This window comes from Faecalibacillus sp. MSK20_93 (genome assembly GCF_020589945.1).
GTDB lineage: Bacteria > Bacillota_I > Bacilli_A > Erysipelotrichales > Coprobacillaceae > Faecalibacillus > Faecalibacillus intestinalis.
Genome location: NZ_JAJDKA010000039.1, coordinates 1 through 26,241, shown reverse-complemented (window position 1 = coordinate 26,241; position 26,241 = coordinate 1). Strand labels below are relative to the sequence as shown.

The window sequence follows — 26,241 nt, the reverse complement described above, 5'->3', positions numbered from 1 at the left end:
TTTTAAATATTTTCAAACTTTTTCATAAAATCACTTGAATTTTATATAGTTAGCTTTCTTATTTACATTACTGCTCCCTTAAATGAATAATGTAATCTTAATTTGCAAATACAAACCAAAAAATAAAGACCAAATAAGATACACTAAAAAAATGTAAGTTATTTGGTCTTGCCTACTTAAAGTAACAATCCGTATTTACATCCTGTATTGTAACATACACTCTTTGTCTATGCAAGGGCTTACAATAAATTTGTCTAGACAAAATAAATACCACTACTTAATAGTGGCATCTATTTTTATAATTCTTCTTTTTTTACTTTTTTAATACCTAACCATGACATGAAAGCCATTAATACAAATAAAATAATATTTGTTTCATCACCTGTTTTAGCAGTTGAAGATTGTTTTTTATCATTTTTAGTAGTAGAAGTAATTACTTGATTATCTTTAGATGAAGTATTTCCTTTTGAAGTATTATCATCTTTAGTAGATGAATCTACTTTTTTAAGAGCATTCATAGTTTTTTCTAGATTAAAAATAGCTTCGTTGATTTCTTCTTTTGTAGCATCTTCTTTAGCAGATACTTCTTTTGCTTGAGTTAATGCTTCTACCAGTTGTTTCCATGAATCTTTTGTATAATCTTTTTCTTGAAGTTGATCAGCTTTACTAATCAAATCAGTTAATCCAGATTTATCATTAAGTGTAACAAGTCCATTATAAGCATCTAATAATTTTTGATACATATCATTGATTTCATCTTTTGTAGCATCAAGATTACTTAAAACATCCTGTGCTTCTTTAAGAACAGTTTGGAATTGTTTCCATGAATCCTTTGTATAATCTTTTTGTTCAAGATTTGATAAATCATCAACGAATGATTTTAATTTTTCATTATCAACAGATAATACAAGTTTTACCATTGCATCTGTTAATTGACGTTTCATAATTTCAATTTCATTAGCGTTAGGATTTTCTGCATTGACTAAACCTTCAGCAGCTTTAATTGTATCCTGTAAATGATTCCATGAAGTAGATAAATATCCAATATCTTCCATAGCTTTAGCTTTATTGATAACATCTTTTAAACCATCAACATCTGCTGGTACATCTGCACGATGTAATTTAATTTCTGCAGCACTTCCGTTATTATTAACAGCTTCTACGTAGTATAAACGAAGATGTTTTGTTTTTACTGTATCAAATTCAATGACTTTTGTAGATGAATCACTTGATAAATTACCTTCTTTAACTGTTTTCCAATTAACACCATCATCACTTATTTCAATACGATATTTTGTAACATTTCCATTTTTACCAGTTTGACGAGGAACATATGTTAAACCATTGACACTCATTTCTTCTTTATTTTCAAAAGCAATCCAATGAGGTGTTGATAAATTCCAATCTGTATGCCACATTGTTGATGGATTATCATCTAATACATTTTTAGGATCTGATCCATCATGTTGATAAGATGAAGCAGTTGCTGTAAGTTTGCTTTTATCAATGTAATTTACATTAACTTGTGATTTTAATTGTAGTTTAGTAAGTGCTTTTGTAAGTTCTACTTCATATTGATCGACTGTATCTTGCATTGATTTAGGTAATTCTCTTTGAATCATATCAATAACAAATTGTAAGTTTTTAACAGAATCTTCTGTATAAATAGATAAATCTTTTGGAATTGAATTTAAATAGTGATCTACTCTTGTATAATTTGCTTTTTTGTAATCAATTCCATTTACTAATTCTTTAATTTCATCTGTAAGAGTTGAAATTGTTTGTTCATTTGGATCATATTCTTTTAAAATTACTTTTGCTTCTTTTATTTTTTCTTGTAATTGTTTATTTTGTGATTCATCTGCTATATAACTTGCACTTGTTACTAAATAATCCAATTCCATTGTTGAAGCATATGTTTTTTGTGTACCTAAACGAATATCATCAACATATCCTTTAAAAGCATGTTCCTTACTTCCAATTCTTTCAAACGGTATCATCATTGTTGCTTTTAATGGTCTACCACTTACTTGTTCATCATCACCAAGAGTATCTACTAATTGACCATTTACATATAAATCAATAACTTCTTTTCTATTTTTGAATTCTAATTCAACCCATTGGTTAACTGGTAATTCATAATTAAATGAATAATCATGATTTTCTCTACTTAATCCAACTTTTCCTGTTTCTTTTTGAACAGCTTTAATTGATCCATAGCTACTTTCAAATAAAATTTGTTCCTCTTCACTTGAAGATTCACGTTTAACTTTTACACGTAAATCATTATTCAAACCAACAGTACTAAATGATGTAGTAGCATAACTTTTATTTCCTAACAAACGTAATGCATCATGACTGTCTAATGAAGCAAGTTCGATATTTTCATGGTCTTTTAATTGATCAAGATTATCTAAATCATAATGAGCAATCATACCATTTTCATCTTTAGCTGCTTCATAACCAAAATTTGTACCTGGAGCATCTCCTAATGTTGTTCTTAAACTATTAGCTTGATCTAATGTTTTATCTCCTTTACCCCATAATTTAGCACCAAATAATGGAATTGCATTTTGTAAACGATCATAAACATCATATTCACTAATACCATTTTCTAAATAGTCTGTCATATCGTTCCATACAGCAATAGCGCCACCTAGCATTTGTTCATCACCTGCAGGAATTGTGACACCACTAATCGAGTTGATTGCTTGATTATATAAAATATTGTTATTTAAATAATCATAGTAATATCCAGCATTAGGAACAATATAATAATGACCATCATTACAGTTAATTAAATCATAACCTTGTTCATACATTTGATCCATATTCGCATAACCAAAGTTCCATAAATTCATTTGAACATCTTTACTTCTAACCGGAGTTTTTCCTGAACATTGAGTTAAACTTCCCCAAATACGTGCTGTTCTTCCTGAATCTTGTACATATTTCAACATATCATCTGAGAATCGACGATAAGCTTCTTTATCTGCATTATATTCATCTGCACCAACATGGACTGTAGTTTGTTCATCGAAAACAGGATCACTTGTTTTCATAAATTCATCAAATATACTTTGTACAAATCCTAATGATTCATCATATTTATCTCTTAAAGCTAGATGATCATTTTCTCGTCCATTTGTTCCATGTCTTAAATCAGGTCTTACTTTAGTAAGTGCTAATGAATGTGCTGGTGTATCAATTTCAGGAACAATACTTACACCATAATCTCTTGAATCCTTAATAAAATCTTTAAATTCTTTTTTTGTATAGAATAAATCTGTACTTGTTAAATCTTGTTGATTTAAACCATTGTTTCCACCTTTTTTAACATCTGATTCTAATCTAAATGCTGAATAACCTGTCATTGGATCAGCTAAACTTTCAATTGAAATTAAATTATCATTTAAGTGAACTTGGAAATCATTCATTTTATACCATGACATTTGTTTAACGATTTGTTTTAAATAATCCATTGTAAATGTTTTACGTCCAACATCTAAAATAAAACTTCTTACTTTATAAAGTGGATAATCTCTTGTTGTCCCACAAGGAACATTTCCTGATTGTTTAATACTTTGTAAAATCGTTCTGGTTGCCCAATAAGCCCCTGTTGTTGTTTCAGCTTTAATATTGATTGAATCATCAATATCCATTAAATATCCTTCATCTTGTAACCCTAATGATTTATCTTTTGTAAGAGCTAAAGTAATATCTCCTGTTTTGCTTTCACCTTTTACAACAGCAATACTTTTTCCAGTAATATCTTCATAATCATTAGCAAGTGCTTCTGCAGTTTTTTGAAGTGAACTATCTTTATAAACAATTCTTGCCCCTTTAGAAACTGTATAGTTTCCATGTCCACCATTCCATTCAGCTAATTCTGGTAAAACATTTGGTGCTTTATTCGCTGTTTCGTCATTTTTTTGACTACCTGGAACTGTAACAGCAATTTCTTTGAATTTATAATCATTTGTATCATTATCTGTAATCTTGAATGATACTTTAACATTTTTATCACTAATAGGTTGATAAATTGTTAAATCTTCATCAATGACTTGTTCAAAATCAGTACCATTATATTCAACAGTATAACCTTCAACTTCTGGTAAAGTGACTTTTAACTTTTTATCTCCAGTTTTTGGTGTTTCTACTTGAATTCCATTTAAAACATCACTCATTGACATTTTTTCATCAGGATTTCCACCATAAACTTCTAATTCATAAATAGAAATCGTATTCCAAGCGATACCACCATCTGGATCTTCTGAAGTATGTGAATCAACATATAAACGCACATATCTTGCTTTATAGATTTGATCTAAAACAATTTTTTCTGTTAAAGATTTTGGACGATCTTTAAATTCTTTAACTGTTTGCCAATCACTTTCTTGAGGCGTAGATTCAGTATCAGCAATTTGAATCTTATGAGCTGTTGCTTTACGTGTTTCCCAGAATACCTTAACCGTATTGACATTCATTCTTTCACCTAAATCAACATAGATCCAATCTGGTCCGTTTCCAATATTACTTCCCCAACGAGAACTACCTGATGATGTATTTCCATCTACTGCATTTGCAGCTTTAACACTTTCTGCTTCCTGAGAACTTGCGATTGCTGTTTTCTTTAATGCAACATTTGTATTTGGATCTTGTACTTTTTCATCTGTATTAAAAATTTTAAATTCATAACATGAAACATTAGGATACCCTTTCATTTCTGTAACTTCTAACTTAACATATCGACCACTTACTTTACTACCTAATAATTCTTCACTGACAACATTTTTATTATCTGTTCTTGAAAGTACTGGTTCACCCCAAGAATTAAGATCATTAGAAACATAAATATTATAAGCTGAGGCATAAGTCGATTCATTTTCCCAAAACATTTGAAACTTATTCATTTCATATTCTTGTCCTAAATCAATATATGCCCATTGAGTAGGTCCACTTTCTGTTGACCAACGTGTTTTTTCATTACCATCAGTTAAATTTTTTCTAGGCATTGTGCCATATTCAGCTGAAACATAAGCTGTTTTGTTTAACGCTAAATTTTGTTGAGATGTTTCTGCAAAAACTGGTACCATCGATAATACTGAACCCATTGACATCGATAATGTTAATACAGCTACAACACTTTTCTTTTTCAATTTCATATTTTTCTCCCTTCTCTTTAAAAAGAAAAGACCAAACATAAAAACAACATTTCTAAAATGCCGTCAATATATTTGGTCTTGCCTACTTAAAGTAACAATCCTTGTCTATACAATAACAAATAGCATTACTTTTTGTCAAGCGCTTACATTAAATGTGACAATTCTTTTTGATATGTATACATAAATATGTTTGTTCATCTGGTGGTAATGTATAATGATATTTTTTTTGAATTAATTTTTTTATCCGATTAACACAAAGAGATAACCGAATATTTTCTTTTAACATATCTCTTATATTTTCTGTTGTATCTATTGTATTTCCTATATCATGTCGAAAAACTCTTTCAGCTAAAAACTTAAGATGTGTAGATAATCTTGCATAATCGATAGAATCTAATTCTAATTGAACATTCATTGTCTGTTCAATCACTTCAATGACATCTCTTACAAAGTTAACAATTTTAGAAGTATTTTGTGCGTTGTTTTTAGTAGAAAAATTAACTAAATGTAATGCAATATACCCTGCTTCTGCCTCTTCTAATTGAATATCTGTTTTTTCTTTAATCATTTTTATAATCCATAAACCCAACTGATATTCTTTTTTATAGAGAGCTTTTGTTTCAGATAAAACTACATTTGGCAAATCAATATTTTCTTTTTTTCGTTTAATAGCAAAAGCAATATGATCACTAATTGCTAGAAAGATTTCCCCATAAAATTGGGTATTCAATTGTTCTGTTGCTTTGCTTACTAATAAACTAGTAATTTCATAATAAATAGGTTCAATATCATTGATTCCTCTACGGATACGTTTTTCACCTTTTTCTTTAAAGATATATGTTTTTTCAATCCGTGATTCATCAACTAAATCACCTATCTTTTTTTGAAAGCCGATTCCTGATCCTGTTAAAATAATATCCCCTAATTCATCAGATAAAGCAGCAATACTATTATTATTAAATATTTTTATAATCTTCAATTTCATTTCTCCTACATTAGTATTTCATTTAATATTTCAGCAATAAATTGAACTTCAGTTCCTATAATGATTTGTATTTCATGCTCACTTGCTTCAACAATATGAGAAAAATTCATCTTTGATAGAGTCTGTTTATCTATTATTGAGATATCTTTAACTTCTACACGTAAACGCGTAATACAATGATCAACACTTATAATATTCTTTTTACCACCTAATGCTTCAAATAATTGAATAGCAATTTCATCAAAATTATTTTCGACTTTCTCTACTTTCTTTACCTCATTTTCTTCTCTTCCAGGTGTCATAATATTATAACGTGTAATCAATACTCTAAAAACAATGTAATAAATCAATCCGCATATAATTCCTAAAGGAATTAAAAATAAAATATTATTAGCAAATGGTGATTTAAAACTTAAAACATAATCTATAAGTCCTGCAGAAAAACCAAACCCTGCCATCCATTTAAAAGTTGCTGCAATAAAAAGCATCATCCCTGTAAGTAAAGCATGAATTAAATAAAGTGTTGGTGCTACAAACATAAAAGCAAACTCAAGTGGTTCAGTCACACCTGTAAAAAACGATGCTAAAGCAGCCGAAAATAAGATAGCACCTACTTTTTTCTTATTCTCTTTTCTAGCACAACGATACATAGCTAGAGCAGCTCCAGGAAGACCAAACATCATTACTGGGAAAAATCCCGCTTGATACATTCCTGTTACACCTTTAACACCACCGGAAATTGTTCCCCAGAATTTTCCAATATCATTAATACCAGTAACATCAAACCAAAATACAGAATTGAGAGCATGATGTAAGCCTGTTGGAATCAATAAACGATTTAAAACACCATAGATTCCTGCACTTAGAGGTCCAAAATTAGCGATTTCTTTTCCAAACCAAATAAAAAAGTGATAACACATTGGCCAAATATCAATAAATATTAAAGATATCAAAAGTGTAATTCCTATAGAAACAATGGAAGCAAATCTCTTTCCATCAAAAAAAGCTAAAAACTGAGGTAATCTTTTTTGATCAAACTTTTGAAAAGAAATAGCCACAATCAAACCTACCAAAATACCAATAAAAGCACTTTGCGTATTATGAAAAGCTAAATCCACAGCATATTCTGGAATTTGCAATATTAATGCGATGCATTTAGATGATAGAATTGTTGTCATCATCATATAACAAGCAAGAGCACTTAACACTATTGCTGTATCTCTTTTTTTAGACATTTCCATAGCAACAGCTATCGCAAATAAAATGGGAAGGTTATCTATAATTGCTCCACCAGCAGCAATGAGTAAAGCAGCAATTGGGTTATGTATACCCCATCCAGTAGGATCAATCCAATACCCAATTCCTTTAAGTAGTGCTGCTATAGGCATGATTGAAACAGGTAACATGAGTGATTTACCTAATCTTTGTAAATATTTCATAGCGAACTCCTTTAGTAAGCGCTTACGTATCATGCCAAATAATACTAAGTAGACACATACGGTAAAGATTATTATACACTTGTCTAGTCAAAATAGCTAATAAAAAATACTGCAAAAGCAGTATTTTTTACTTGAACCATTTTTCTATTTTTATACCATATACAATACCAATTGTATCCGCTAAAATCCATCCAATAACAATTGCCCACCAAATCATTTCTACACCAAATGAAGGCGCTAATAAGTAGGCTAGAAGAACTCTTGTTCCAAGTGAAACAATTGTTAGAATCAATGACATTTTTATCTTTTCATATTTTTTAGCTCCAAAATACATTGAAAATAAAATACCACTTCCCATACATAAACCAATAATAATAAAAGTAAGAAATGTCATTAATGTATAACTTGATCCAACAGCAGCTAATGCATTACTACCAATATATTTTCCTACAATATAAGTATCAACTATAAAATTGTTGTAATAAATTCCCTAAAATCATCGGAATAGAAAATAATAAAATAGATTTTCCTATCTTTCCTTGTGTTAAATCTCTTTCCATAAAATCACCTTCCATTTCTCAATTAATTTTTCAAGTGAATACATGGCATTCGCTGGTGAAGTAGAAGGTAATTGAATAACGGGTAAATTATAATCAAAATATTGATGATAATAACGATTGGCAGCTTTGCCATTAGTAATGATTTTTTCAACAGGACAATTTTTAACAATTAAATCTAAATCATTGACTTTAACATTGGTAATACTTGAATCACTTGATCCTTTAATGTCACAACTTTCAATAACATCCCATAAAGCAAGATGATTTCTAAGTAAAAAAGTTTTCTTCTCTTCAATTGTTTGTGGAACTTCTTCTTGAAATAAAGCAGCTAAAACTTTCCAAAAACGATTTTGAGGATGATGATAAAAAAACTTGGCTTCTCTTGATTTTACAGATGGAAAAGATCCTAGAATAAGAATCCTAGAATCTTGATTATAAACGGGTTCTATATTATGCTTTGTCATCTTTTTTAACAATAACATCTATTAATTGATCAAGAGAATCATAACATCCTACAGTTAAATCAAGAATATCTTTAGAATGATGAATCAAATCAGGAATACAAATAACAGGAATATTTCCTGCATGTGCTGCTAAAATTCCATTTTTACTATCTTCTAAAACAAGGGCATCTTCTTTACTTACCCCTAGCAACTCAACTGCTTTTAAAAAGATATCTGGGGCTGGCTTCCCATGTTGTATTTGGTCACCACCAATAATGGCATCAAAATAATGATCAACTTTAATACTCTTTAAATTAGATAAAACACGTTCATAACGTGTTGAAGAAGCCACTGCCATTTTAATATTTTTCTTTTTTAAATCTTCTAATAAATCATATAAACCTTTTTTTACTTCTAAAGGATGACTATTAAAATATTCTTTTCTTAATTGATCTCGATAATCTTTAATCTTTTGATAAGGATAATCTTCACCAAAAACACTATGATAATAAGCTTTTGATGTCTTTTCATTTGTACCAATCAAATGATAAAACATTTCTTCAGTAATTTCATAACCAAATTTTTCATGAGATGTTTTCACCAACATCTTTCCTACAGGTTCTGTATCAATCATCAAACCATCCATATCAAAAATAACAGCATTTAATTCTAACATACTACACTCTCACTTTCCTAGGCATTCTAAAGAAAAGTGTCACTACAAAAGCAATCGTAATTCCTTCAAATAAGAATAAATAGAAACCATTCATTCCTATGGAATCAATAATTCTACCTCCAATTAATTGGAAAAGCATTGCACCTACGCCTTTACCAAGCATAGCTTGAATTCCATAGGCTGTAGAGACATATTCTTCTTTTACTAAAACCATTACTAATCTTACAGTAATCATCGTAAAGAGTACAGTAGAAAAACCTTTAAATACAAAAACATAAATAATCATATTAACAGAAGGTAAAGTTGCATACCATGCAAAATTGATCATTGACATGATAATCGCAAACATCATGATATAACGATAAGGTATCTTTTTAATGATATAGTCTGTTGCTAGAATCATCGGAATTTCAAATAATGACGCAAAAAGTTGGTAGGTTCCTACTTGTGAAGCTGTTCCACCTTGAGATTTAATAAATAATGATAAATAGTTAAAGTTTGTGGAGCATGCTCCCCAAAAGAAAAATGAAATCACTAGAAAGAGCATAAATGGTATATTATGAACAAGCTCTTTCATAACAACAACTGTCGATAATTTATTTTCTTCTTTTTCGGGAACTTCTGAAAGCTTTGGATCAGAAACCATATAAATACAAATAATGGTAATTAATGTTCCTAAAATACCAGCCATGAAGTTAGCAAATGGTGAAATATATTGATATAAAAGTCCACTGACTTGTGCCATAATGGCATAACCTACAGAACCCCATAAACGAATCTTACCAAATTGATAAGGTGAAGAAACACCAATACGATCTGTTAAAGGAGTAACAGCATTCATAAAAGATACTGCTAGACCTGATGATAAAAGTAAAATCCAAAAATTACGACTAATTGCAAAAATAAACATGCAAACAATATTTGCAAATGATAATAAAATAGATACTTTTCTTGGTGATTGCCACTTATCTGCCAAGTATCCAAAAAATGGTTGTGTTGCAATAGATAAAAGTGGTGCAAAGGATACAATGTAAGCAATTTGTGAGGCTGACATTCCTATATCTTGACAATACATTGACAAAACAACTGTAAAGGCACCATACCCTAAATAAAAAAAACATGAAATACCTGCATGAAATAAATAATGATCTCTTAATTTACTCATATAAGCCCTCCCTATGTAAAAGACATTATATAGAATATCTTTAAAAGAAAAGAAGTCTTTTCATTTTTTGAAAGACTTCTTTATTTATTTATTTAAAGATTTAACATAGTTACAAATAATATCTTTGATTGTTTCATTTCCTAATTTACAATCTAAACATAAATCATAGTTTGATTTATCACCCCATGTTTTATTAGAAATAACTTCATAATAACCTTTTCTAGAATGATCCGATTTATGAATATATCGAAGAGCATCCTCATGACTATCATGATAAATTTCCATTACTTTATTTAGACGATATTCTAAAGGAGCATATAAGAAGATTCTTACTAATTTTTCATCTTCTTTTAAAATATAATCTGTAGCTCTTCCAACAATAACACAATTTCCTTTCTTCGCAATTTCTTTAATAACATTTGATAAAAGAATAATTGAATTTTTATTGATGTCTAATGATAAGAATTGACTATAAATATAATCTTCACTTTCTTTATTACTTACAAATCCATGTTTAAGAGCAAATTCTTTGATTCTTTCTTTATCATAAAATTCAATGTTTAATTCTTTAGCGACTTGTCTCGCAATTTCTTTTCCATTTGTGCCATGTTCTCTTGAAATAGCAATTACTAAATTATTTGTTATACTTTCATTTTTAATAGGACTTATTCTTTCATTATATGATTTTTTCAAGATAATAAATGAAACAATAACTGTCAACAATTCAGAAATTGGAAATGTCCACCAAACAAGTGTTGTTACATTTTCTGTTAAAGTAAAGAAGTAGGCTATTGGAAATACAAAAATAACCAAGCGAAGTAAAGCAATAATTAAAGGTCTAATGGCATAACCAATAGATTGTAAAACACCTTGAATCGCGACAGAAATACCCATAAAAACAAATCCCAGACTTGCTATATGTAAAGCTGTACTACAAATATCAATCATTTCTTGTGTACTTCCTGATAATCCAAATAATTGTGATAATGGATGAGCAAGAAGTTCAAATAATAAAGTAATCATTAAAGAAACAATGATTGTATCAACAATACCAAACTTAATACATTCATCTATTCTTTTTCTATCTTTCATTCCATAATTAAAAGATAAAATGGAAATAATTGTATTAGACAATCCAAATGCTGAAAAGAAAATGGAAAAAGAAGTCCAAAAGAAAACTGAAAAACTTATTTCCGATATTTCTCCTGAAAAATATCTTGTCTATTTCCCTCTGGCCAATATCCTTAATAACCTGGATGTTGAACAGCACTTTGGCTTCTTACAGTCCAACAGGAATTTTCAGTTCAATGTCTTTGACATTTTTTCATCACTTGTATTTGCCAGAGCTGTTGCGCCCTGTTCTAAATACAAGACTTTTCATGATGTTCTTCCTTCTTTATTTAAGGAAATGAACTATTCCTATGATCAGCTTCTTGACGCTGTAGAATTCGTTGACAGCGAATATGAAAAGCTGGTTGAAATATTTACTGTAGCCACCAAAGAAAACTATGGTACGGATACTTCTCATTCTTTTTTTGACTGTACCAACTTCTTCTTTGAAATCGATAAGGAAAATGACTTTCAAAGACGCGGTCCATCCAAAGAGAATAAAAATGATTCTATTGTTGGTATGGGGCTCCTCCTTGATGCCAATATAATTCCTATCGGCAAGAAGATGTATCCTGGAAACGAATCTGAAAAACCAATATTGAGAAACATCATTCAGGATATGAAAAATCAAAACAATATCTCTGGAAAAACTATTCAGATAGCCGATAAAGGGCTGAACTGCGCAAGAAATATAATACAGGCAGTCAATAACAGTGATGGATATATATTTTCAAAATCTGTAAAACAGCTTTCTGAAAAAGAAAAGGTATGGGTACTTCTTAATAATGATTATAAAGATGTAAAGGATGAATATGGAAATACAGTATACAGATACAAGTCATGTATTGAAGATTTTGACTATTCTTATAAAGATGATGATGGTAAGATTGTCAAAAAAACAATAAGAGAAAAAAGAGTCTGTACCTACAATCCAAAACTTGCAAGAAAAAAACTTATGGAAATCGATAAGATGGTTGAAAAAGCAAGAAATTTAAAAACATATTCCGCTAAAAAAAGTGAATATGGAGAATCTGGAAAATATATAACTATTACATCAAACGATGGTGATCATCCTATAGTAACATTAAATGAAGAAGCAATAAAAAAAGACAGAGACCTTGCAGGATATAATATGCTTGTTACTTCTGAAATAAAAATGAAGGATGTCGAAATATATGATGCCTATCATAACTTGTGGAGAATCGAAGAGTCATTTAGAGTAATGAAAAGTGAACTTGATGCACGTCCTGTATATCTTCAAAAAGAAAACAGTATCAAGGGACATTTCTTAATATGTTATGTTACGATTTTACTTACAAGAATATTACAGTTCAAAGTTCTGGATAATAAATACAGCACATCAAAGATATGTGAATTCTATAGAAATTTTAGGCTAGTCAAAGTAAATGATAAAAAATACATCAATATAACTCGAGCTTCTGAATTCATAACAGAACTTGGCAAAAAACTCAATCAGCCACTTACAAATTACTATCTTGCAGATAGACAAATAAAAATGATGCATGCTCGCTAGGTTAACGAGTTAGCACCATTTTTTTGTCTTGAACTTCTAAAGTCAGGTAGTATATGAATTATTCGTGTAAAAATCAATGTATTTTTATCGTTTTTTTACACTAAACTACACGAACTTTTCTTAATTTTTTACATTATTCTACACATAAGCACTTCAATGGTCTGACTTAATTGTCTTTATTAAACCTCCAGCTCTGCCGGATCTACACCCTGTTTTTTCAGCTTCAAATACACAATTTCCCGGAACAATGCATATGCCACCGACACAATCGGTATAAATATCAGCATTCCAACTACTCCCATAAGGCTGCCTCCGATGCTGACCGCTGCCAGCACCCAGATGGACGGCAACCCTACAGAATTACCTACCACATGCGGATAAATCAGGTTCCCTTCTATCTGCTGAAGCACAAGAAACAACACGATGAACATAAGTGCCTTCATCGGATCGACCATGAAGATTAAAAATGCTCCCTCCGCACAGCCAAGAAATGCTCCAAAGATCGGTATCAGTGCGGTAAATGCGATAAAGATTCCCACTAGCAGTGCATACGGCAGCCGGAAGATTGTCATGGCCAATACGAACATGCTTCCGAGAATCACAGCCTCCAGGCACTGTCCGGTCAGGAAGCTTGAAAATGTGCTGTAAGTAAGGGAAGAGACTTCCACCACAGCCTCCACACGACCTCTTCGTACGAATGCAAACAGTACCTTTTTCGCCTGTATCCCAAGCTTTTTCTTCTGCAGCAAAATATAAATTGCAAATAAAAAAGCTATGACAAATGTTGAAACTCCGCTGATAATGCTTTTTGCAGCGGTGAGTGTCGAACTCAGCATATTTCCAGCACCATTATTCAGGAAATCAATCAGTGTCTCCACAATCTTGTCCCAGTCAAACTGTACACTGTTGATCAGTTCGACAACCTCCTTGTTTCCATGAAAGACCTCTTTTCCCCCACGCCTGTGCATGTGGGATGAACTGGGTAATACTCTGCCCCAGATTTCCAAATGTATTTACAAGCTGAGGTACAACACCAAAGATTACTACCGTCAACACGCCAACTACGATACAAAGTACACTCAACAGACTCACCGGTCTTGCAAGCTTATCTAACACTTTATTTTTTCTTACTTTTTCCATAAACAAGTGCCGCTCGATAAAGTTCATCGGTACATTCAATACAAACGCAATGGCTCCTCCAAGCAGAAACGGAAAGATCAGATGTCCCACATATCCCAGTACCTCCAACACCTCTTCATATTTCCACAGCACCACGATCAGCAGTGCTGTGAACAAAATCAGCTTCCGGATTTTCCGCATATTTTCCTTATTCAGTTCCATTCAATTCCTTCCTTTATTCAATATCCTGTCAAATCCTCTATTTCTTTCGTGTTCTAATCCATTTCAGCAGCTGAATAACCGGCAGATTCAAAAGTGCCAGTCCATATACAGTCATCAACTGTGCCACCGTCAGTGTCTGCACTTTGAACATTTCCTGAAGTGCTGGGATCATCAGTACTCCTGTAATCAAAAGCCAGCCAAGTACAAATGCTCCGATCAGATAAGTGTTATTCCAGAATCGTTTCGTAAAAATGATCGGTTTGTTTGCCTTACAGTTAAATCCGTGAACCAGACGGCTACTGCAAAGTGTTCCAAATGCCATCGTACTTGCCAGCACTGCATTTCCATCGCGATATCCGATCATAAATGCTGTCATGGTCATGATTCCGATACACAGACCTTCCACTCCGATGCTTGTAAGAAATGGTTTTGTCAAAATGGACTCTCCCATGGCACGCGGTTTTTCTTTCATCACTTCCGGATTGTGCGGCTCCAGTCCAAGTGCAATCGCCGGCAGGCTGTCTGTCAGAAGGTTGATGAACAGCAGATGTACCGGTGCAAATGGAACCGGCAGACTTGCAAGTGATGCGTACAAAACTGCAAGAATCGCTGCAAAATTTCCAGAAAGCAAGAACTGAATCGCATTTTTAATATTTTGAAAAATGTTTCGTCCATTTTCCACTGCCTTGACAATCGTTGCAAAGTTATCATCCGTCAGCACCATAGCTGCCGCATCTTTCGCCACTTCACTTCCCGTAATTCCCATGGCAACTCCGATATCTGACTGCTTCAGTGCCGGAGCGTCATTCACTCCGTCTCCCGTCATTGCCACGATATTTCCACGCTCCTGCCATGCCCGCACAATACGGATCTTGTGCTCCGGTGAAACCCTCGCATAGACGGATATCTGTGGTACAAAATCCTGAAGTTCTTCATCAGTCATATCCTCAATAACCGCACCTTCACAGGCTTCCGACATATTTTCCAGAATTCCGATTCGTTTGGCAATAGCCGCTGCTGTTACTTTATGGTCTCCTGTAATCATGATCGGTTTGATTCCAGCCTTGATGCATTCTGCGACTGCATCTTTAGACTCCACTCTCGGCGGATCCATCATGGAAATCAGTCCCAGGAATGTCAGGTCATTTTCATCATTTAATGTAAGCCCTTGCTCCTGTTCCATCGTCTTAAATGCAAATGCAAGAACTCGCAGTCCGTTTTCTGAAAAATGTTTATTCTGCACTTCAATTCTGACGCGGTCTTCTTCTGTAATCTTTCTTAGAATATCTCCATCCTGAATGTGACTCATGCGATCAAGCAGCACATCGACCGCACCTTTTACGACCATAACGTACCGTCCGTCTATAAAATGTTCCGTGGACATAAGTTTTCTGTCACTGTCGAACGGTACCTCGGAAAGCCTTGGGTGTTCATCACGTACTTGTGCATAATCTTCTCCCAAAAGGCTGCCAAGATTAATAAGAGCTGTCTCCGTCGGATCCCCAATCTCCTGACCATCGTGATTTGTAGAATCGTTGCAAAGCATACTGAACATCAGTAACTCTCGCTGTGCCGGATCCTTCAGATCAATCTCTTCGGAACAGACACTCTCTCCATTTACATAATAATTTTCCACAGTCATTTTATTCTGCGTCAAAGTTCCCGTCTTATCAGAGCAGATGATTGACACACTGCCAAGTCCTTCAACCGCCTGAAGCTTACGGATGATTGCATGCTCCTTCGCCATCTTCTGTGTACCAAAGGAAAGCACGATGGTCACGATAGAACTAAGCGCCTCTGGGATAGCTGCCACCGCCAGCGCTACCGCAAATAGAAATGCATTTACAATCGATTCTCCGCGAATCACGCTGATGGCAAATAAAATTCCGCAAAATACAAGGATTGTAATAGACAACTTCTTACCAAAATCATCCAGATTCTTTTGAAGCGGTGTCTGCTTCTCTGATGCATTTTTCAGAAGTCCGGCAATCTTACCGACCTCCGTACTCATTCCGACTTCCGTTACTTCAAAAGATGCTCGCCCATAAGTCACGAAGCTTCCGGAAAATACACGATTTGTCTGATCTCCGAGTGCTGCGCCCTCCGGCACTTCATCTAAAGACTTCTCCACTGAAAGACTCTCACCTGTCAGTGCACTTTCGTCCACTTTAAGGCTTGCAACTGTAAGTAACTTTCCATCTGCCGGAATTAAATCTCCTGCCTCCACAATCACTTCATCACCGACGGTCACTTCTTTCGCCGGCACCTGCATCAACTGCCCGTCACGCACAACTTTCGCATCCGGTGCCGACAGCTGCTTCAAACTATTCAGCGACTGCTCTGCCTTCACCGTCTGCACCGTTCCAAGAATCGCATTCATCGTAATAACTACAAAAATTACAATCGCACTCTCCACATCTCCAAGAAATCCTGAGATCACCGCGGAGATGATCAGAATAATTACAAGAAAATCCTTGAACTGTTCTAAAAATATTTGAAAGACGCTGTTTTTCTTTCCCTCTTCCAGTTCATTCGGTCCGTATTTCTTTAGATTTTCCTTCGCCTGCTCATTTGTCAACATAATTTGTACCTCCTTTTTCCTATTATGGCTCATCTGGTGTACAAAAATAGAGACCTTTATTGCACACCAAAAATATGCAATAAAAGTCTCACCATTTCATTACGATACGGATGATCACTCATCGTACTGACGACATCGCAAACGCCTGATTCTCTACTTTGCAAGACTTACAGGCGCCAGTTACTCCCTTTTATTAAAGTTAATATAGTCGATTCTTTCGAATCTGTCAACGGGTTTTTTACCTTTCCATCAAATAATCTATTATATTCTGATGTATGATTCCTTCTCTTGAAAAATCAAATCTGTCCATGGAAAGTACATATTTCGGATAATGATCTTGAATATCCTTATATGCCCCAAATTCTCTTTCTATGACATCTTCCGTTGCTAGCAAATATGCGACCTGGTAATACTCTTTCCGTCTTTCACTGCTACAAAATCAATCTCACCCTTTGTCGTTTTTCCCACATATACTTCATATCCCCGAACTAAAAACTCATTATATACAACATTTTCTATAAGACCACCTATTTCTGTCTTGAATCTGTATTTTTGATTTTTCCAAACCCTACATCTGTCAGATAATATTTATCAAACCTGGTCAATACCCTTTTTCCTCGGATAGCATAGCGCATTGCTTTATTCATGACCATCGCTGCAACTATCTTTTCCATATAATTATTATAGTATCCGGTGCTACTTTTCGATTTACACTTTCAAAATACTTGGCAATCGATGTTGGAGAAAATGTCTGCGAAGAGTTCAATACAATGTATTCCAATAGTCTGTTCAGTGCATCTACATCCCTCACCTGACCTCGCCAGAAAATATCCTTCAACACAATAGAATCATACAAATCTGTCATAAACACTTTAGTTTCTTCTTCGGTTTTAAAATAAAAGCGCTGTGGCATTACGCCACATGTAATATAGTCCATAAATTCTTTTTCAGACGCTTCTTCTTTCTTTACTCCCAACATCTCACACATTTCCTGAAAACGAAACGGCATCACCCGAAAACTCACGTATCTTCCGGATAACAATGTTGCTAATTCTCCCGACAACAGCCAGCTATTGGAACCCGTGATAAAAATACTTACATTTTTTGTTGCGTGAAAAGAATTTATAGCCCGTTCAAATTCTTCAACCATCTGAATCTCATCTAAGAAAATGTAATACTTTTCTTCATCAACGATAAGTTTCTCCACATACCCATACAAATCCATCGCATTCTTTATAAATGCGTATTTCATATCTTCCAGGTTCATATATATAATATGATCATCGGTAACACCTTGATCCTCTTTCATTTCATCCATAATCTGCTTAAGCAAAATAGATTTCCCATAACGTCTTATACCCGTTACTAAAAGTGCTTTATTAGAATTTTCAAGCCATTCTCTAATAGAAATCGAACTTTTTCTATGCATAAAGCAACACCTCCATCTATACAATACACCAATTGTCCTGTTTTTTAATTTTAAGTACAACAAATTGCCCGTTTTGTAATTTTTGCTATAAATTTGTCAAAAATTATCAAATTTTCTTTATTAATTTGATCTTTTATTTTTGGTACAAAATAAAAAGCTTTGGACAATATCCAAAACTTTATCTAATAACTTTTTGAATCATTCGATTCATTGTATATACAATGATAATACCTACAGGTATCATCACACATGATTTTAAAATTCTTACAAATTGTGATGCAAAGAATGGTATTCCATACATTGTTTGTAACCAATATGGTGTTAAAAACATCGTTACTGTTAGTTCAATAGCCACAACTGATAGAATACTTAAATGAAATAAGTGTAAATCTTTTTCTTTGAGTTTATTTTTATAATATCTTATAAAAATAAAGAGAATAGTAAGCATTGCTGCAATGATGACAAAGATTGTAAATTTAATTGGTAATGTTACTTGATATGAAGATCCTGAAATATTAACTTCATTGATTTTAAAAACATAAAGACATCCTAGTAACGAAATAATGACCATTACTATTTTTACAATTCTTTCTAATAATCTTTCATTTTTTTCATTTAAATAAATCTTTAATAGACATGGTATTTCAGTTTGTAAAACCGCATTTAAAGTAAATCCTAAGAAAGGAAATCCTCCAGCATTTGCTAGAACAAGACCTAGAAAATCTGTGGCAATAGAAACTATAAAACAATACCCTGGTTGTAATATTAAACCAGCAACGATTAAAGGTAATACCTCTAATGTAATTTTTAAACTTGGAAAGCCAAGAAAAGGTACCATCACAGCTAACCTTTTTAAAATAATAGCTAGAATGACAAATAAAGCCCCCAATGTCATTTGTCGCACATCGCTTTTCATTGGATATTTATAAAAAACAAATATCCCAATCGAAACAATAATAACCCCTAAAATAATTTGAATCATCGTTTGATTGCTACTTAAAAAAACCAATTGTTCCTGCTTCGTCCTCTTATAAGTCCACAGGCGTTAATTCCGGTAAGAAACCGTACATATGTTTTTTCCCACTTCGTCCTCTTTCTAGTCCATGGGCGTTAATTCCGATATAAAACCGTACATATGCTTTCCCGCTTCGTCCTCTTGCTAGTCCACGGGCGTTAATTCCGATATAAAACCGTACACAATTGCTACTAAAAGTAGACTCCTCCTTCTTTAGTATTTGCTATGAATCTTTTGTAATAAGTATTTCCTTACTTCAGAAATAAAATACAATGATCCCGTAATCAAAAATGTTCCTTCTTGTAAATAAATATCGTCTAAAGCTTTTCTAAAGTCCGGTTCAATTTTTACCGGATAGTCCCCTGCTAATAATTTTGCACTTTGACTACGTGGATGTTTAAATTCACAGACGGTTATATCATACGTCAAATCTAATAATCTTTCAATCATATAGTCCGTATCTTTATCTCTTAATGCTGAAAAGATGATTTTTAAATTATGTAATTTACGTGCAGAACGATAGAGTTCATCAACACCTTCTCGATTATGGGCCCCATCTAAAATAATCAGTGGTTTTTCACTTATGATTTCAAAACGTCCTGCCCACTTAGCTTCAAATAAACCTTCAACAATTGAAGATTCATCTAATTCAATAAAATGATGTTTCTTTAAATATAATAAGGTTTCTAATGCTAAAGCACTATTTTCAATTTGATAAAGAGCTGGTGTATTTAAAACAATATTATAATCCTTATATGTATATTTAACATTTTCACCATCTTGTAAATCATGAATACGATCTAAACGAATCAAATGACTATGACGCTTTTCACAAGTATCTCTAAAAATATCAACACATTCTTGTTTATGTTCTCCGGTAATAAAATCAACATGATCTTTAATAATTCCTGCTTTCGCTCTAGCAATACTTTCATAGCTATCACCTAAATAATCCATATGATCTAACCCAATATTCGTATTAACACAAACCATTGGTAAAATAATATTCGTTGCATCTAATTCTCCACCTAAACCAACTTCATAAATAGCATAGTCGACTCCTTGATAAATAAAATAAAGAATAGAAATAAAAACTTCTATTTCAAATAAAGAAATCTCATACTTTAACCAATTATCCACATATCTATTAGCAACATCAACAATAAATTGTTCCTTGATCCATTCATCATTGATACGTACGACATCTAACCTAGAAATAAGTGCTGGTGAAGTAAAAGTTCCTACAATATACCCCTGTTTTTTTAAAACTTCTTTCATGTAATTAACAGTCGAACCTTTCCCATTTGTTCCACAAACATGGATACATTTTAAAGCATGTTGGATATTATAAAATTCTTGCATATATTTTTTAAAGTTATCTAAACTATAGACACGATCTTTTTGTTGATGAATAAAGTCATAGACTTCTTCATAGTGTTTAAATTGTTTTTTTGTTTTTATTTGTATGATTTTATTTTGATAAACGATATCTTTTAGAGCTATTTTTTTAATGACTGCTATTAATTGTTGTTTAATTTCATCAGTTCCTAAACAAAGTTCTATTTCATTTTTGATAACATCAAAAATAATAACCCCATTGATATTTTGATTTTCATTGATATAAATAATCTTTTGATTTTGTTTTAAATATTCTTTTGTTATTTCTTCTTGATGGATAAATTGTATTAATTCATCCATTCTTTTTTCATTTAATAATTTGATAGACATAATTTCACCCACAAATATTATAAAGGATTAAAAAAAAAGGACAATGTCCTTTTTCTAAAATTTTTCAAATTGTTCAATATCTAATACAAAAACTGTTGCTCCACCAACAAGTACATCTACCATGATCGGAGTAAAGAATTCTCCCATTTCAGTAGGTGGAACAGTAGGTTCTTTTTCTACACGTTTTTTAGAATTTTCTTTAATAATACCTACAGCATGTTCAACTTTATCATCATTTGTTCCAATAAAGAATGTTGTATTTCCTTTCTTTAAGAATCCACCTGTTGTTGATAATTTTGTAACGAAGTATCCTTCTTCTGTAAGTGCGGCTTGTACTGATGAACTATCATCAGAATTTACGATAGCAATAATTAATTTCATAAGCCATCCCTCCTGTATATTTATATTTTACACCAAATAAAATAATTATTAAAGTTTTTCACCATGAAGTATTGGTAAAAATTTTCTTTCATAATCATTTAAAACATAAGTATCCGTCATCATTGATAAATAATCAGAAACAATCAAAGGATTGGGCATATTTTGATAATTTTCTACCATCTTATTTTTAAACTTAACAATATTCGAATCTTGATCATTATTTTCCAATTCTTCTAAATAAACATCAAAGAGTTCTTTAACCATTCTTGAAAGTTTAGCATTTTCTTTTTCAAGAACAGGATGATGATGGACTTTTTCTCCTAAAAAGGAAAGTAGGGATGATAATGCTTCAAAGACTTCATGAGAAAAACGTAAATATGGTTTTTGATAACTATGAATCATCAAATCACCAATTAATTTATTCATAATTGATTTATTATTATCTCCTAATACTTTTACTACATTTTCAGGAAGATCTTTCTTTTGTAAGATACCTACACTCATAGCATCTTCAATATCTTTTCCAATATAAGAAATCACATCTGAAATACGAACCACACATCCTTCTAAAGTCATTGGTTTTAACTCAAGGCTGGCATTTTCTTTATGCCAACAATCATGATACTCTTGTAAGAATTGTTTTTTTGTTTTTTTACGATCTGGTTCATATTTTTTAGAAAGCATTTCACCATTATGACACAAAATAGCATCTAAGACTTGTAAAGAAACATTATAGCCTTTCCCATTCCTTTCTAAATAAAGAATATTTCGTACACTATTAGCATTATGACAAAAATATCCAAAACCTTTTTCTTGTAGTTTTTCATTCAACGCTCTTTCTCCTACATGACCATAAGGAGCATGTCCTAAATCATGTCCTAAAGCAGCCGCTTCAATTAAATCTAAATTTAAATTCAAACCTTTTCCTATTTGCCTGGCAATACGTGAAACCCATTGAACATGGATTGAACGTTTAGAAATATGGGCACTTTGAAAAAATGAAAGAGCCTGTGTTTTATCTGTGTAACGTTGATAAGATTTACAATATAAAATACGATCAATATCTTCTTCAAAAGGCCAACGAATATCAAACTCTTCATGTTCACTTTCTTCTTTTCTTAATTTTTGGCATTCACTTGTTTTACAAGCATAGGGAGAAAGTGTTCGATCATATTCTTTTGTTCTCTTTATAGTATTTTTTATAATTTTTTCTTCTTCTTTCATACTTGTCACCTATTTCATTATATACTTTTTTCAAAAGAGATGCTCCAACAATGTTTTAAAAGCAATTAAAATCAAAACAATGCCCCCAAAAATAAGTGCCTTATTTTGAAACTTATTGTTTAAATAACGTCCAATTTGTAAAGCAAACAAACATAATAGAAAAGTAATAATTCCTATAATCAATAAAGCTTGATAAATAGCTACTTCTAAAAAAGCAAAAGTCATACCAATAGCAAAAGCATCAATACTTGTTGCAAAAGCAAGAATTGTTAAATCTAATAATTTAAAATTATAATTTGTCTCTTCTTCACTAAAAGCATCTTTTAACATATTGATGCCAACAATCATTAAAAAAATAAAAGCGATATAATGATCATAGGCTTGTATCTTTTTTGAAAATACACATCCTAAATGATATCCTAAAAAAGGCATCAATGCCTGAAAAAAGCCAAAATAAAAAGCAATGAAGCTTTGTTTCTTAATATTTCCTTTTGGCATAGAAATACCATACATCATCGAAACAGTAAAAGCATCCATCGCTAATGAAATTGAAATAACAACAAGTTCAAATAATGACACATTATCTCTCTCCTTTGAGTAATACCTCACTACATTTCAAACCATCAATTGCACTTGACATAATACCTCCAGCATATCCAGCACCTTCGCCAATTGGATAAATCCCTTTAATATTACTTTCCATATTTTCATCTCGATAAAAACGGATTGGTGCAGAACTTCTTGATTCAACACCAAGTAATGTGGCATTACTTGTAAATCCATTAATCTTATTATTCATTAAAAGAAGTCCTTCTTTTAAATTTATATTCAAGGTTTCAGGAAGTAATGCATTGAGATTAGCATTTTTAACTCTTTTTAAACTTGTCTCTATTTTTTCTTTACTTTCTTTATTTTCTAAATAATCTTCCACTCTTTGAACTGGAATTGAATAATCACTTCCTCCTAGTTCAAAAGCTTTTTCTTCTAATTTTCTTTGAAAATACATCCCAGCAAGCGGATGTGAACTACCAAAATCATTAGGTGTCACATTGACTAAGATAGCACTATTAGCGTATTTATTATCACGTTTATAATTTGACATCCCGTTAACAACCAGTCTTTTTTCTTCACTGGCTGCATTCATGACATAACCACCAGGACACATACAGAAAGTATAGACTCCTCTTTTTTGACTTGTATGCACCGCCAATTTATAATCAGCCGCTTTTAATGCAGGATGATCATAGAATTTTCCATATTGGTTTTTATTAATAAATTCTTGACTATGTTCAATACGCATTCCCACTGCAAAAGCTTTTTGAGAGATTTCTAATTGTTTTTGATAAAGCATTTCATAGGTTTTTCTCGCACTATGACCAATAGCCAATACCAGTTGATCTACTTTTTCTTTATATGTTCCTTCATTATTTTCTAAAACAACTTCTTTTAATTGATTATCTTCAATAATAATATCTACCAATTTTGTTTCAAAACGAACATCTCCACATTTTTCAATATCTTTTCTAATATTTTTAACCACATTAATTAAAACATCTGTTCCTAAATGTGGTTTATTTAAGTAAAGAATATCTTCACTTGCACCATGTTCATAAAAAGTATTCAATACAAATTGTTTACGATAATCCTTAATACCTGTCGTCAACTTTCCATCAGAGAACGTTCCTGCTCCTCCTTCTCCAAATTGAACATTACTTTGAGTATTTAACTTACCTGTTTCTAAATAAGTATCGATATCTTTTTTTCTTTCATCAACACATTTACCTTGTTCAATCAAAATTACATTTTGCCCACTACGCGCTAAATTATAGGCACAAAATAATCCTGCTGGCCCACTTCCAACAACCATAATTGTTTGATTATTTGGTGTTAACTTGTCATAATGATATTCTTTAACTTTACTTACTTGTTTACTATGTGTTTTTAATAATTGATCTTCATCGACATATTCAAAAGTAAAGCCCATATTAAAATGTACTTTATTCTTTCTTCTTGCATCGACTGCCTTTTTAGCAATCTTTACATTCTTTACTTGTGATTTTCTTATATTTAATGTATTCGCAATAACTTTAGCATAATCTTTTTCATCTAAAGAAACTGCAATATTACTTACTTTTAACATACCTTCTCCTATCTCTTTATTTTCCAATATCCTTTTTTGTTATTTCCAACTCTTTCAATAATTCCTAAATCCTTTAACTTTTTAATATTATTTGAAATACTCTTTCTACTCATTTTCATAATATTTGCAAGTTCGGTAATTGTATATCCAGGATCATCATATAGGGATTCTAGTATCTTATTCATTGTATCGTTCACCCTATTAGTCACCTTTGAAAAGTTATCAATCACCAATCTTTGAGGTGCATCAAATTCAATCATAATATCCGTAGGATTAATATAATATTTTGGCATTGGTAAATCATTTTCTATACAGGAATCAAATATTTTTTCTATACCTCTTCCCCATGACTCAATATGTCCTGCTAAATAGAAAACATGCGCAATATTAGGATTATAGGACTTAGAGCCAGGTTTTTGATAAAGAGTTTCTTCTGTCCAATGATCTGGAAGCTTTCCAACATTTGTAATATAGAGCTTATCTTTATAAACACTTATTTGTATTGGTACACCAGATTCATATTGTTTATGAACAATAGCATTTAATATAGCTTCTCTCATACTTGCTTCACTTACAAAGTATTCTTCAACTCTTTGAAGTCCATCATATGAAATCTTAGCTTTCATATATTTAAAGAAAATAAGTTCTATAACTTTATCAATTTGTTCAAAAAGTGATCCTCTTACTTCATCTTGATAAATTAAATCAGCATCTGTTTCAAAAAATCCTACTTTTATAAAAGCACCTGTAAAATATCTCTCTGGATCTTTTGAAAACAAAAGTAAGGCAGCATTTGTAAGATAACCATTATTTATCAAATGAAGTTTATCTAATAATGTTTCCGTATCTTCTTCTAAAATCGTATCATCTATTCTTTTTTTACGAATTGCAAGTTCTTTAAACTTTTGAATAGCGTTTTGATCTAAATCTTCTATTTTTACTAATGGGTATGGAACGTTATCCCAAGTTGCTCCTCTTTTACGTAAAATAAAACTTTCTAATTCAATACCTGCCAACTTTTGTGATGTACTCCCACTTCTAAAATAATAGTTTCCTTTACAAGATATAGCTATTGGATAAGACGGAACATCTATTTCTATATATTCCAAATTATTTTTTTTACATAAATTAACTCCCTTTTTACAAAAATGTGTCTGATGCATACTAACTCATAATTATACGAAACACCACTCTTTTATTCATTTTCTATTCATTTCCGGCTAATGGGTATTCATTTTTACTCTAAGTTATCATGCAATTTATTAGATTGGAATTTTCAAATTAGTCTTTGCAAATAACCTTTGAACCTTCACCGTCAATTACAA

The 26,241-nt window shown here is 31.9% G+C and carries 20 protein-coding genes; 1 reads left to right on the top strand and 19 read right to left on the bottom strand.

What is annotated here, in order from left to right:
• Positions 1-296 precede the first annotated feature (296 nt).
• From LJD34_RS10995 to LJD34_RS10960, 8 genes are all read right to left on the bottom strand, one after another.
• On the bottom strand, positions 297-5,165 hold the full coding sequence (locus tag LJD34_RS10995; RefSeq protein WP_227359885.1) for a discoidin domain-containing protein: 4,869 nt from the start codon (positions 5,163-5,165) through the stop codon (positions 297-299).
• Between the two features lie 148 nt (positions 5,166-5,313).
• Positions 5,314-6,150: a PRD domain-containing protein gene (locus tag LJD34_RS10990; protein WP_227359884.1), complete on the bottom strand. Its 837-nt coding sequence runs from the start codon at positions 6,148-6,150 to the stop codon at positions 5,314-5,316.
• A 5-nt stretch (positions 6,151-6,155) separates the two neighbouring features.
• Positions 6,156-7,589 carry an N-acetylglucosamine-specific PTS transporter subunit IIBC gene (gene nagE / locus LJD34_RS10985; protein ID WP_117782357.1) on the bottom strand — a complete coding sequence of 478 codons (1,434 nt, stop codon included), beginning with the start codon at positions 7,587-7,589 and terminating at the stop codon, positions 6,156-6,158.
• Positions 7,590-7,716: 127 nt separating this feature from the next.
• Positions 7,717-8,028 (bottom strand): MATE family efflux transporter, encoded by a 312-nt coding sequence (locus tag LJD34_RS10980; protein WP_234697862.1) that lies wholly within the window; start codon positions 8,026-8,028, stop codon positions 7,717-7,719.
• A 105-nt stretch (positions 8,029-8,133) separates the two neighbouring features.
• Entirely contained in the window at positions 8,134-8,613 is a 480-nt protein-coding gene (locus tag LJD34_RS10975) for a DNA-deoxyinosine glycosylase (protein WP_022001876.1), read from the bottom strand.
• Positions 8,600-9,268, bottom strand: coding sequence for an HAD family hydrolase (locus LJD34_RS10970; protein ID WP_022001877.1), 669 nt, complete (start codon positions 9,266-9,268; stop codon positions 8,600-8,602). Before LJD34_RS10970 ends, LJD34_RS10975 begins: the two co-directional genes overlap by 14 nt.
• A 1-nt stretch (position 9,269) precedes the next feature.
• Complete coding sequence (locus tag LJD34_RS10965; RefSeq protein WP_227359883.1) at positions 9,270-10,433, bottom strand: MFS transporter; 1,164 nt, start codon at positions 10,431-10,433, stop codon at positions 9,270-9,272.
• A gap of 84 nt (positions 10,434-10,517) precedes the next feature.
• The gene (locus LJD34_RS10960) at positions 10,518-11,567 is read right to left on the bottom strand and encodes a cytidylate kinase family protein (protein ID WP_118347553.1); all 1,050 of its coding nucleotides are present in this window, start codon (positions 11,565-11,567) and stop codon (positions 10,518-10,520) included.
• On the opposite strand from LJD34_RS10960, the gene LJD34_RS10955 reads away from it, so the two are divergent.
• Positions 11,545-13,077 carry an IS1634 family transposase gene (locus LJD34_RS10955; RefSeq protein WP_227359882.1) on the top strand — a complete coding sequence of 511 codons (1,533 nt, stop codon included), beginning with the start codon at positions 11,545-11,547 and terminating at the stop codon, positions 13,075-13,077. The genes LJD34_RS10960 and LJD34_RS10955 overlap by 23 nt on opposite strands.
• Positions 13,078-13,256: 179 nt before the next feature.
• Here LJD34_RS10955 and LJD34_RS10950 read toward each other — a convergent pair whose 3' ends face one another.
• The 11 genes from LJD34_RS10950 to LJD34_RS10900 all read right to left on the bottom strand — a co-directional run bounded on the left by LJD34_RS10950 (position 13,257) and on the right by LJD34_RS10900 (position 26,079).
• Positions 13,257-13,955: an AI-2E family transporter gene (locus LJD34_RS10950; RefSeq protein ID WP_234697778.1), complete on the bottom strand. Its 699-nt coding sequence runs from the start codon at positions 13,953-13,955 to the stop codon at positions 13,257-13,259.
• A gap of 13 nt (positions 13,956-13,968) precedes the next feature.
• The gene (locus LJD34_RS10945) at positions 13,969-14,418 is read right to left on the bottom strand and encodes an AI-2E family transporter (RefSeq protein ID WP_200764806.1); all 450 of its coding nucleotides are present in this window, start codon (positions 14,416-14,418) and stop codon (positions 13,969-13,971) included.
• Positions 14,419-14,455: 37 nt separating this feature from the next.
• Positions 14,456-16,999, bottom strand: coding sequence for a cation-translocating P-type ATPase (locus LJD34_RS10940; RefSeq protein ID WP_227359880.1), 2,544 nt, complete (start codon positions 16,997-16,999; stop codon positions 14,456-14,458).
• 661 nt (positions 17,000-17,660) lie between these two features.
• Positions 17,661-18,428: an ATP-binding protein gene (locus LJD34_RS10935; RefSeq protein ID WP_227359879.1), complete on the bottom strand. Its 768-nt coding sequence runs from the start codon at positions 18,426-18,428 to the stop codon at positions 17,661-17,663.
• A 178-nt stretch (positions 18,429-18,606) separates the two neighbouring features.
• Positions 18,607-19,437 carry a folate family ECF transporter S component gene (locus LJD34_RS10930; RefSeq protein ID WP_227359878.1) on the bottom strand — a complete coding sequence of 277 codons (831 nt, stop codon included), beginning with the start codon at positions 19,435-19,437 and terminating at the stop codon, positions 18,607-18,609.
• 219 nt (positions 19,438-19,656) lie between these two features.
• Positions 19,657-21,171 carry a bifunctional folylpolyglutamate synthase/dihydrofolate synthase gene (locus LJD34_RS10925; protein WP_227359877.1) on the bottom strand — a complete coding sequence of 505 codons (1,515 nt, stop codon included), beginning with the start codon at positions 21,169-21,171 and terminating at the stop codon, positions 19,657-19,659.
• A 54-nt stretch (positions 21,172-21,225) separates the two neighbouring features.
• Entirely contained in the window at positions 21,226-21,552 is a 327-nt protein-coding gene (locus tag LJD34_RS10920; RefSeq protein ID WP_022000754.1) for a cyclic-di-AMP receptor, read from the bottom strand.
• Between the two features lie 48 nt (positions 21,553-21,600).
• A complete protein-coding gene (locus LJD34_RS10915) occupies positions 21,601-22,776 on the bottom strand; it encodes an HD domain-containing protein (RefSeq protein ID WP_147579445.1) in 1,176 nt (391 codons plus the stop codon).
• Positions 22,777-22,806: 30 nt separating this feature from the next.
• Positions 22,807-23,355: a manganese efflux pump MntP family protein gene (locus LJD34_RS10910; RefSeq protein WP_032090633.1), complete on the bottom strand. Its 549-nt coding sequence runs from the start codon at positions 23,353-23,355 to the stop codon at positions 22,807-22,809.
• A gap of 1 nt (position 23,356) precedes the next feature.
• Positions 23,357-24,916: an NAD(P)/FAD-dependent oxidoreductase gene (locus LJD34_RS10905; protein ID WP_227359876.1), complete on the bottom strand. Its 1,560-nt coding sequence runs from the start codon at positions 24,914-24,916 to the stop codon at positions 23,357-23,359.
• 8 nt (positions 24,917-24,924) lie between these two features.
• Positions 24,925-26,079 (bottom strand): ATP-binding protein, encoded by a 1,155-nt coding sequence (locus LJD34_RS10900; protein WP_118473648.1) that lies wholly within the window; start codon positions 26,077-26,079, stop codon positions 24,925-24,927.
• Between the last annotated feature and the right edge of the window lie 162 nt (positions 26,080-26,241).